This is a genomic window from Pseudomonas izuensis (assembly GCF_009861505.1).
Taxonomy (GTDB): Bacteria; Pseudomonadota; Gammaproteobacteria; order Pseudomonadales; family Pseudomonadaceae; genus Aquipseudomonas; species Aquipseudomonas izuensis.
The window spans coordinates 1-10427 of sequence record NZ_WTFT01000073.1; the positions used below are offsets into that span (position 1 = coordinate 1).

Here is a 10427-nt window from a genome sequence, read left to right on the forward strand (position 1 = left end):
AAACCCCACCCCCAAAAAACCCCAAACCCCAACCCCTTACCCAATTTGCTGAAGCGCGGCCAACCGGCCACGACTCGGTACCCGAATTTCTTGACGACCATAGAGCATTGGAACCACCTGATCCCATCCCGAACTCAGCAGTGAAACGATGCATCGCCGATGGTAGTGTGGGGTTTCCCCATGTGAGAGTAGGTCATCGTCAAGATTAAATTCCGAAACCCCTATCTGCGTATGCAGGTAGGGGTTTTGTTTTAGTAGAAGTCACCAATTTTCACCGGAACGTTATACTTGTAACGGGCTGGTCACAGAATTTCTTGACGACCATAGAGCATTGGAACCACCTGATCCCATCCCGAACTCAGAAGTGAAACGATGCATCGCCGATGGTAGTGTGGGGTTTCCCCATGTGAGAGTAGGTCATCGTCAAGATTAAATTCCGAAACCCCTGTCTGCTTGCGCAGACAGGGGTTTTGTCGTTCTGGGCTGCAAAAAAGCCAACCCTTGTTCAGCGGTTGGCCTTGTAGAGAAAACCGGATGCCTGGACCCGGTAGCTCACCATCGCAGTGACATTACGCTCTGCCTTAAGCAAACATCTTCAACACATTGTTCATCGCATCATCGGCAAAGCCCTGTACGAAATCCTTGAACCCCGGCAGAGCTTCGGCGCCTCCCTGTGCCGGTTCGGCGATGATGGTCCAGGTCGCTTCGGATTTGCCCGCCCCCAGTGATTTAACCTGCATCGCCGCCCACAAATTGGCGACACCCAGCGTGTTGTAGAGGGTTGTCCAGGTCATGTTCAGGGCCTGGTCGTCGCGGGAGTTGAGTTGTTCGACCACCAGGTTGCCGTCCTTGAAGAACTTCTTGCGTAGCGACGACACGCCCTCACCGGTCATCTCGATGTGCGACAGTGCCGGGATGAATCGATCGAAGCCGGCAAAGTTGCCGACAACGGCCCAGACCTGTACGGCATCGGCAGGGATTTCCACCGAAGACACAACGTGGCAGCCTTGCGGATTCTTGATCAGGGTATCGGGTTGCAATGTGCACATGGTTTTACTCCGTTCTTGATTGGGGTGGATCAGATGAAATTGATTTCTTTGAGGTAGTCGCAGCCGCGACGCAGGAGCGCCGGGGATTTTTCCGGATAGCGCGCGCCCATCTGCCGCACGCCGGCCTGGGCGTTGTCGTGGCCGATCATCGAGATGTCCCCGATGTCTTCCTCAAAGCCGTTGAGGTAGAAACCCAATACGCCAAATAACGCGTTGTCGCTGTCGACCCTGCCCAGTTGCTGCTGCCAGTCGGCGACGCTGACCAGGGAAAATGCCCGACCGGCTTCACGAAAGGACGCCACATAGCTGTCCCAGCTCAGGGGTTCGGGGTTGTGCAGGTTGAACACCGCTTTTTCCGGCTGATAACGACTGGCATGGAAGGCTATGAAGCGGGCGAGGAAGTCCACCGGCATCAGATCGAAGTTCAGTGCGAACTCCGGTACCTGACCGAGCTGGATCGAGCCCTTGAGCATCAGCATTAAACGGTTCTTGTGCGGTTGGCACACGCCCGTGAGGCTGTTGAAGCTGATATTGCCGGGCCGATAGAGATTGACTTGTACACCGCGCTCCCGCGCGCGCTCGAGGACCCGCTCGCCCACCCATTTGGACAGGTTGTAGCCATTCTTGATGTAGATCGGCGGGGTTTGCGCGGCGGGCAGCTCAAGCACTTTTCCATCGGCGGACATCGTGCTGGAGGCTGAAAGTGTCGAGACGAAGTTGAAGATCTTTTTGCTGCGCCCTTCACACAATTGCAGGCACTCGAAAATCGGTTCGACGTTGTCCCGTGCCAGTGACTCATAATCGAGCACGTGATTGACGTTGGCGGCGTTGTGCACCAGTGCACCGAACTCACGATCCAGGCGCTCGTAGACTTCGTCGGTCAGCCCCAGTTGCGGGCGCGTGATGTCCGCCGCGTAAACCCGCACCCGACTCAAATCCAGATGCTCCAGCCGGTTCTCCCCTAGCGCCTGAGCGAAGCGCTCGGCAGCCGATTGCCCATTGCCCTCTCGGACCAGGCAGGCGACTTCGCTGGCACCCCACGCCAACAGTGCTTCGACGATGTGGACGCCGACAAAGCTGTTGGCACCGGTGACGATCACCTTATGCACATCGCCCATGCGGCTGATGGGCAATGGCTGCACCTGAAGCTCGCGCGAGGCGTCGGCCAGGGCCCTTTCGCTTAACACTTCTTCGCTGCCGGAGCCACGCACCAGTGTCGCCAGTTTCGCGATGGTAGGCAGTTCGATGAAGCGGTTGATCGAAATGCTGCGGCCGAATTCTTCGCGCAAGCGCAGGAGCATTCGTGAAAGCAGGATCGAATGGCCGCCGAGATTGAAAAAACTTTCGTCAGTGGAAATATCGCTGGCCGGCAACTCCAGCAGCTCGGACCAGATCTCCAGCAACAGGGTTTCATCGGCGCTGACAGGCAAGCGGCGTGTAGCGTTTTCACTGATGCTGACCGGCAGTTCCAACAGCGCCTTGCGATCGACCTTGCCGTTGCTGGCGTACGGCATGCTCGCCAGCTCGGTCCAGGCGCCGGGCTGCATGTAGTCCGGCAGACAGTGCAGGGCGTGGGCCTTCAGCGCTTCGCGAGCGGCGCCGGGCCGGCTCTCTCGAGGTTGGGCGAGGAAAGCCAGAATCCGTCGCTGGCTGTCGATCACCACCGCCACCTGACCGTACAACTGGCTGTCGCGCAGGCAGCGCTCGATCTCTTCCGGTTCGACCCGAAAGCCGCGAATCTTCACCTGATTGTCGCGCCGGCCGCACAGTTCGATGCCGCCAGTGGTCCACTTCGCCATGTCGCCCGTGCGATAGGCGCGCAGGCTCTGGCCATCGGGCAGGATAAGTTGCAGGTAACGTTCGGCGGTTTGTTGCGGGTTGTTCAGGTAACCCAGGCATACCCCGGGACCGACGATGAACAACTCACCCACGGTCTGCTCGATCACCGGTTGCATTTCCTCATCGAGAATCAGCACCTGGCTGTTGGCGATCGGGCCGCCCAGGGTCCGATTGTGATCGCCGGCCTGCAGTTGCCGTGCGGTAATCAGCACCGTGGCTTCGGTGGGGCCATAGAGGTTGTAGAGTTGGCCCTGACGCGTCAGTTGCTCGATGACCCAGGGCTCGCAGACATCACCTCCCGTCATGACGTGATCGAGGTTGCACAGTTGCTCCAGCGGCAGAATGCTCAACAAGGCGGGCGGCAGAAAGGCGTGGCTCAGGCGTTGATGACGAATCAGCTCCACCAGTTGCAAGGGATCGCGCCGCTGGTCTTCGCTGGGCACGATCAACTCCGCCCCTTGCAGTAAGGTCGGGAAAATATCGATCAGCGACGAGTCGAAACCCAACGATGAAAATTGCAGCACCCGACTCTGTTCGGTGAGCTGCACATAGTCGGCATACCACGCCGTGAAGTGGGCGAGGTTGGCCTGGCTCAGCAGTACGCCCTTGGGATGGCCGGTGGTGCCCGAGGTGTAGAGCGCCATACACGGCGCGTCGAGATCGGGACGATGGCGCATCAGCGGTTGATCGGGATTCGGCGTTTCGGCGTCGATAGCGCTGATATCCAGGCTTGGCATCTGCGCCGCCAGCGGATGCTGCCCATCATGCAGCAGCAATACCGCACCGGCGTCCGACAGGATGTACTGCTGGCGTTGCAGCGGATGGCTCGGCTCCAGAGGCAGGTACACCGCACCGCTACCCAAAATCGCCAGAATCCCCGCATACAACGCACTGCATTTCGGCAGGCAGATGCCTACCACTCTCGGGCCTTCATGCTGATCAAGCAAAGGTTGCAACCGCTGCTGAACCGCGCGGCTCAGGGCATGCAACTGGCGATAGTCGAGAGCGCTGCCGGCTACGTTCAATGCCGGTCGCCCGGCGCACTGAATGAAGCGCTGTTCAAGGCGCTCGATCACTGGCACCCGGGCGAGCTCCAGCAGCCGGGAATCTGCCGTTGCATTGAGCTGATGGACGAAAGCCAGGCTGTCGAGAAACAGCAGGTTTTCGACTCTTTCGAAATGTATGGAGTTGAGCGGTTCGGCAAGCCGAAAATACTCGGCGTCCCGCGAGTAGCGGCTGACCAGCAACGCCACATGGTCCACCAGTTCCGCCACAGCGCGCAGGCGCAGCACCTGACCGTTGCCTGAAGGTTCATCGGCGATCGGCACGCGAGTGAGCAACGTGGAGTCGGCAGTGCATAACAGATCCAGCGATGGCAGGCCCGACGCGCCTGGCAGGTCGATGCCCAGTTGCAGCGTCAGGCGCGGTACATCAATGAATATCTGCCCATTCAGGCTGGCATCGTCGATCACAAGGTCGGCGCGAGCCGGTGCCTGCTCGTCCAGCGCCGCCATCCGTGTCAGTGCATGACCGTGTTGTTCGAGCTCCAGCCCCAGGCAAGTCAAGGTCCGGCTTCGTCCAATGAGCAAAATATCAAGACGTCTCATGGTGTGCTCCTCGTCAAATCAGGTAGTCGCCCAGGGCGCATTGCACGCACGGCGAATCCAGCAGCGAACTGCTGCGGAAGAACCGCACGATGTTGGCCACCAGCGGATGATGGCGATTGATCGGGAAAGCCAGCCCCGACACCTCGCTCCTGAGGGCGTGGCGTGCGGCGGCGCTGATCGGCAAGGCATCGATCAGGCGGAAGTCGAAGGACTTCTGAATGTCGTTGGTCAGGTAATGGCCGATGAACACCGGCAGGATTTGCGCGATGCTCTGGCGGTCGTTTTGACTCGCGGTGTGCCAGTAGATGCGCACCATCCGCGACCAGAATCCGGAGTGCCGGCCTTCGTCGAGTAAATGGTCGGCCATCAAGCCCTTGATCGATTGCTTGACGGTGTCGTCCTTGGCGAACGCGGCGACATCGCCAGTCACGGTGTTCTCGGCAATCGCCACGCAGATCAGCTCCACGGCGCTGCGCAGGTGGGGTGGCGCAAGTGCGACGGCCGCCGGAATCGCCCGGCTCAATTCGATTTCGTCGGGCAGGTCGAGGGGTGTAATACCCGTCATGGCAACGGTCTGCTGCATGAAATCCATGGCCACCAGCGCGTGGTAATCCTCATCCACCACCACGGTCATGGCGTCGTAGCGACAGGCGTATGGAAAGGGCACATCGAATCGATTCTTGGCGATGCTGCGGGCAGTCTTGTCGACGATCTCGGTTTCGAAAATCACAACATCGTTGATGAATTTGTAGAGTGTCTGCACCAGGGCAAAGTCGCGCTGTTGCGGGCATTCGCGCAGAAACGTCTCGCTGAGCACCAGTGGTTGGCGGCTTAAGGGGTAGATCAGCTTGTCGTCGTTCTCCAGCACGCGGCGCGGGCGGGTGCGGATGGTGGCGCGGCTTTCCCAGGCGTCGGCGAACGACAGGTAGTCGGCGGCGTTCATGCGTTCACCTCCGCCAGTGGTTCGCTCATGCTCAGGCGCAAGCCGTCCCACAAGGCGATACGACTTTCCACCGCGGCGATGGCACTGGCATAGACGTCTTCCTCCCGTTGCGGGTCGCCATCGACCAGCCGGGCGAGAAGTTTTTCCGCGGCAGGACCGTGGTCTTCGGCGTCGACCTCAATGTGGCGTTCGAGGTAGTAGCGAAAGGTCGGGGCCTGTTCGATGCCGATGCCCCAGTCATCGAGGATGCGTTGGAACATCTGCGGGATCACACTTTCGCGACCATGCAGAAACGCTGCCGCGACGCTGTGGCCCGGCGCATGCAGCGCGGTGTGCAGCGTATGGCGTACAAATCGCGCCGCCGCCGGGTCGACGTCGACACTTTGCAGCGCAACGTCATAGCTCACGCCTTCCTGTTGCAGCGCCACGAAACGTTCGACAGCGGCGGTACTGGCGCCGACTTCACGCATGGCATCCAGGTACAACTCGAAATGGCTGTAGTGACCCCGGGTCGGGCGGTCATCGGACTCTTCACCCAGCACTATTTCATTGATCAGTCGCGCCGCCTGCGGATCACGCGGTGGCAGCCAAGGCAAGTGCGTGCAGGTCAGCTCCTGTTGCAGGCGTTTGGTCAACGACATGAAGTCCCACACGGCAAAGACGTGGGTTTCCATGAAGCGTTGTAAGACGGCCAGCGAGTGGATTTCGGAGAAAATCGGGTGCGCACTCAATTCGGATTTTTTTTGTTCGAGATATTCTTTAGTGGGTTTCATGAGCAAGCCTTTTAAATAGTCAAATGTCAGAGGTGATCACGGCTGGTTTCCGTTTTAAGTTTTCTGCTGGCGAGCGGGTGCCTCAAACCAATTGATCTCTGATAGTTGGTTAAGAACGGGTCTTGATAAGTTGTTCGGCCAGCATTCATTGGTGGCGTGGAAAAGTTAGTACACAAATAAAGTGCTGATCAAGTTATTTTATTAATATTTATTAGTTTAACTTTTTCTGGCGTGACAAGTTTCAATAAAACTTTTAATATAAGTTTTATTTGAATGTAGTTGCTCCTTCCGTCTTATATAAGCCAGAATTTAAATGAAGAGTGAATGCCTCACTCGAAGCAACTTTCAAATGGAATCCGTTGAGGTGATCTGAGGGGGATGGAAGTTGGCCGGGGCAATGCCGTTTCTTCCGTTCCCGTGACAAGGCTCCTTCCGTAGGTTCCTGGTGCGGGGGCTGCGCCACTGTTGCGGTGCGTCACCCATTCATGGGTTGTCGCCACCCCAAGAGTGAGCGTAATTCAAGGCAGCCGCTATCACCGGGGTGTGCGAGTTGGGGGAGGGTTTGTAGGAGGGAAAAATGTAAGCGGATAGTTCGCCGAACTGGTTTTTTGCAGGAGCAAGCGGTGCGGGGAACCGACTTGCTTCTGCAGGTTCGGGGCGTGTGCTCTACTTCGAGGTGTTTCTGTTCTTGGCTTCAGGGCTATTGAGGTAGCGGGTAATGACCTCGACCCCTCGATTGAGATGATTTTCGAGCAGTTTCACGGAACCTTCGACGTCCCGGTTTTCGGCGGCGCGCAACAGGGCCCGGTGATCTTCCTGGGATAACTTGCCCAAACCCATCGCTTCCAGATTGAAGCGCAGAAAACGTTCTTCCTCGTTCAGCCCATCTTCGACCAGTTTCAGCAGCCGTTTATTGGGTGCCTTGCAGTACAGTGACATATGGAAAAGACGGTTGAGCCGGCCAATTTCCGTGTAGTCGTGTTCTGTTTCCAGCTCGTCGATGTAGCGGGCTGACTGTTCGAGATCCGCCGTATCCAGCAGCGGGACCGACAGCCTCAGTGCCTCGGACTCCAGCAGGATCCGCAGGGCATAGGTTTCCGCGGCATCGCCCTGGACCAGTGGTGCGACCACGGCGCCTTTATGGGCAATCACATTGAGTAATGCTTGTGCTTCGAGTTGGCGCAAGGCTTCGCGCACCGGCATGCGGCTGACACCAAACAGGTCGGCCAGATCTTGTTGGCGCAGTGCAATACCGCAAGGCAGGCGGCCATCGAGAATAGCCGAACGCAAGGTTTCTTCGATAACCGAGCGAGCCAGGTGCGCGGGAATCGGCCCGTTGACCTTGATACTGCTGAGAGGGTTGGGCTTTTGTGTCACTACAACGCACCCTGATTGACTGAATAATTTTGGATCCAACTGACACTAGTAACAGCCTGACGGCTTGTCAAACGCGCAACAGAGCGCCTTTCCTTCAGTTTAGCGCGCCATCGATGATCTCACCGTGCCATAGTTTTTTAACAGGCTACCCTACACCATCAACCGACTCCCATTTGCCGACCCTGGATGCCTTGCATTGGCGGTATGTTTCCCTGCTTCCCGGATTTTGCATTGGCTATGCGGCGCATTGCTGCTGGCCGGCCTGATGCTGGGCGATGTGCTGGGCGATGGGCAGGCCGATTGGGACTTTTCCCTGATCAGCCGCCGGGCGCAGGCATTGTACGGGCCTTTGGGCGAAGGTCAGCAGCGCATTGATGATTGGCAACACTTGTTGGTCTCCCAGAAGCAGGTCAGCGAGCTGGAGCAACTGGACCGGGTCAACCGGTTCTTCAATCAGCACATGCGCTACGTCGAAGACATCGATCTCTGGCACCAGGTCGATTACTGGGAAACCCCGATCGAAGCCTTGTGGAAAGGTGCCGGCGACTGCGAAGACTACGCTATCGCCAAATACTTCAGCCTGCGCCATCTCGGCGTTGCCAGCGACAAGTTGCGCATCACCTATGTAAAGGCGTTGCGCCTGAATCGCGCGCACATGGTGTTGACCTACTACGCGAGCCCCGACGCCATGCCGCTGGTGCTCGACAGCCTGGTCGACACGATCCAGCCGGCCAGCCAACGTACGGATCTGTTGCCGGTCTACGCTTTCAATGCACAAGGGTTGTGGTTACCGGGTGCCAAGGGCAACCAGAAGGTCGGTGACACCAAGCGCCTGTCTCGCTGGCAAGATGTGTTGAAGAAAATGCAGGCAGAAGGATTCCCGGTCGAGACGATTAATTAGGAGCACGCCCACAGATGTCTTTGTTCAAACAGCTTTTGATCGCTATCTGTCTGTTCCTGGTCGTCGCCTTCACCGGCAGCTTCATGGTCAGCCTGGAGAGTTCTCGTACCCAGTACGTCAACCAATTGCGATCCCACGCCCAGGACGCCGCGACGGCACTGGCGCTGTCCCTGACGCCGAACATCGATGACCCGGCCATGACCGAGTTACTGGTCAGCTCGATCTTCGACAGCGGTTACTACGCAAGCATCCGGGTGGTCGACCTGTCCAACGACAAGACGCTGGTCGAGCGCAGCGGTGTCCCGGCGGATACCCGTGTACCGGGCTGGTTCGTCCGCTTGATCGGCCTTGACCCGGCTGGCGGTGATGCGATCGTCAGTCGCGGCTGGGAGCAGGCTGCGCGGGTCGAGGTGGTCAGCCACCCGATGTTCGCCTTGGCCAAACTGTGGCAGAGCGCGCTGGGCAGCCTGGTGTGGCTGCTGATCTGCGGGGTGGTCAGTGCGGTTCTGGGGGCGCTGTTGTTGCGTCGGCAATTGAAGCCGCTCGATTACATGGTCTATCAATCCCATGCCATTGCCCGCCGCGAGTTCCTCAGCCTGCCGCAACTGCCGCGCACACCTGAACTGAGGCGAGTGGTGCAGGCCATGAACCAGATGGTCGAAAAGCTCAAGGCGCTGTTTCAGGAGCAGGCCGAACGCAGTGAAAAACTTCGGATGGAGTCCTATCAGGACAACCTGACCGGGTTGGCCAACCGTCGTTATTTCGAGATGCAATTGAACGCCCGGGTGAGCAACCCTGAACAGGCCAGCTCTGGTTACTTGCTGCTATTGCGGGTTCAGGATCTGGCGGGCCTCAACCAGCGTCTGGGCGGCCAACGCACCGACGAATTGCTGCGGGCGGTCGGCGAGCAGCTGTCGCGCGAATGCGCCCGGTATCCGGCAACGCAAAACCTCGTTACGCGAATTCGGGGGGGCGAATTTGCGGTGCTGGCGCCGGGACTGATGCGTGAAGAAGCACTGCAGCTGGCGCAGCACCTCGATACGGCTCTTGCCAGCCTGCATACGACCGGCGCCACAGACGTGGCCTCGGTCGCCGCGATCGGGTTGGCGCCGTTTGTCCATGGTGATGCGCCGCAAGCGGTGCTCGGGCTGGCGGATCAGGCATTGGCGCAGGCCGAAAGCCAGGTCGACTCGAATTGGGTCTGTCTGGACCATAGCGCCCTGGCCGGTGTCGGCGATGATCATCATGCCTGGCACAACCTGCTGGATCGGGCGCTGAAGCAGCGGCAGTTCGCATTGTTTTTCCAGCCGGTGGTGGCCAGTCAGGACACACAGCAGGTGCTGCACCACAAAGTACTGTCACGCCTGATCGACGATCAGGGCCAGAGCATACCGGCCGGGCGCTTCCTGCCGTGGCTGCAGCGGTTCGGTTGGACCGCGCGGCTCGATCGTCTGATGTTGGAGCTGGTGCTCGAGCAAATGGCCGATCATGAAGACTCGCTGGCGCTGAACCTGTCTTCGGCCACTCTGGAAAATCCGCAGGCATTGAATGCGCTCCTTGAGTTGCTGCGTTCGCATTCCAGCCTGGGGCCACGGCTGACTTTGGAAATCGGCGAAGAACAATTGCCGGAGCAAGCCATGCTTGAGGACCTGACGCGGCGATTGCGTGGGCTCGGGTTCTCGTTGAGCCTGCAACATTTCGGCGGGCGCTTCAGCATGATCGGCAATCTCGCCCGGCTCGGGTTGGCGTATCTGAAAATCGACGGCAGCTACATCCGCGCGATCGATCAGGAGAGCGACAAGCGCCTGTTCATCGAAGCCATTCAGCGTGCGGCGCATAGCATCGATTTGCCGTTGATTGCCGAACAGGTCGAAACCGAAGGTGAGCTGGCGGTGATTCGGGAGATGGGGGTGTATGGGGTTCAGGGGCGGTTGGTGG

Annotated in this window: 7 protein-coding genes and 2 rRNA genes; 4 read left to right on the forward strand and 5 right to left on the reverse strand. The window is 58.7% G+C overall.

The features are described from left to right. Positions 1-89 precede the first annotated feature (89 nt). Positions 90-205, forward strand: a 5S ribosomal RNA gene (gene rrf / locus GPL81_RS30785). 108 nt (positions 206-313) lie between these two features. After that, a 5S ribosomal RNA gene (rrf, locus tag GPL81_RS30790) occupies positions 314-429 on the forward strand. Positions 430-581: 152 nt separating this feature from the next. Here rrf (GPL81_RS30790) and GPL81_RS30795 read toward each other — a convergent pair. From GPL81_RS30795 to GPL81_RS30815, 5 genes are all read right to left on the reverse strand, one after another. Then, positions 582-1049, reverse strand: coding sequence for an SRPBCC family protein (locus tag GPL81_RS30795; protein ID WP_160109854.1), 468 nt, complete (start codon positions 1047-1049; stop codon positions 582-584). Between the two features lie 29 nt (positions 1050-1078). Next, positions 1079-4495, reverse strand: coding sequence for a non-ribosomal peptide synthetase (locus GPL81_RS30800; RefSeq protein WP_160109855.1), 3417 nt, complete (start codon positions 4493-4495; stop codon positions 1079-1081). 13 nt (positions 4496-4508) lie between these two features. Then, positions 4509-5438, reverse strand: coding sequence for a diiron oxygenase (locus tag GPL81_RS30805; protein ID WP_160109856.1), 930 nt, complete (start codon positions 5436-5438; stop codon positions 4509-4511). Then, positions 5435-6211 (reverse strand): DUF3050 domain-containing protein, encoded by a 777-nt coding sequence (locus GPL81_RS30810; protein WP_121104018.1) that lies wholly within the window; start codon positions 6209-6211, stop codon positions 5435-5437. Before GPL81_RS30810 ends, GPL81_RS30805 begins: the two co-directional genes overlap by 4 nt. A 666-nt stretch (positions 6212-6877) precedes the next feature. Continuing rightward, positions 6878-7588 carry a GntR family transcriptional regulator gene (locus GPL81_RS30815; protein ID WP_096514020.1) on the reverse strand — a complete coding sequence of 237 codons (711 nt, stop codon included), beginning with the start codon at positions 7586-7588 and terminating at the stop codon, positions 6878-6880. Positions 7589-7784: 196 nt separating this feature from the next. Here GPL81_RS30815 and lapG point away from each other — a divergent pair, with 196 nt between their 5' ends. Next, positions 7785-8489, forward strand: a complete 705-nt coding sequence (lapG, locus tag GPL81_RS30820) for a cysteine protease LapG (RefSeq protein WP_160109857.1) — start codon at positions 7785-7787, stop codon at positions 8487-8489. 14 nt (positions 8490-8503) lie between these two features. After that, positions 8504-10427 (forward strand): cyclic di-GMP receptor LapD (gene lapD / locus GPL81_RS30825; protein ID WP_160109858.1); only part of this gene is annotated, 1924 nt, incomplete at its 3' end.

Coding starts and splice junctions, on each gene's coding strand:
- GPL81_RS30805 (WP_160109856.1), bottom strand. CDS start 5,438: ATGAACGCCGCCGACTACCTGTCGTTCGCCGACGCCTGGGAAAGCCGC.
- GPL81_RS30800 (WP_160109855.1), bottom strand. CDS start 4,495: ATGAGACGTCTTGATATTTTGCTCATTGGACGAAGCCGGACCTTGACT.
- GPL81_RS30795 (WP_160109854.1), bottom strand. CDS start 1,049: ATGTGCACATTGCAACCCGATACCCTGATCAAGAATCCGCAAGGCTGC.
- GPL81_RS30810 (WP_121104018.1), bottom strand. CDS start 6,211: ATGAAACCCACTAAAGAATATCTCGAACAAAAAAAATCCGAATTGAGT.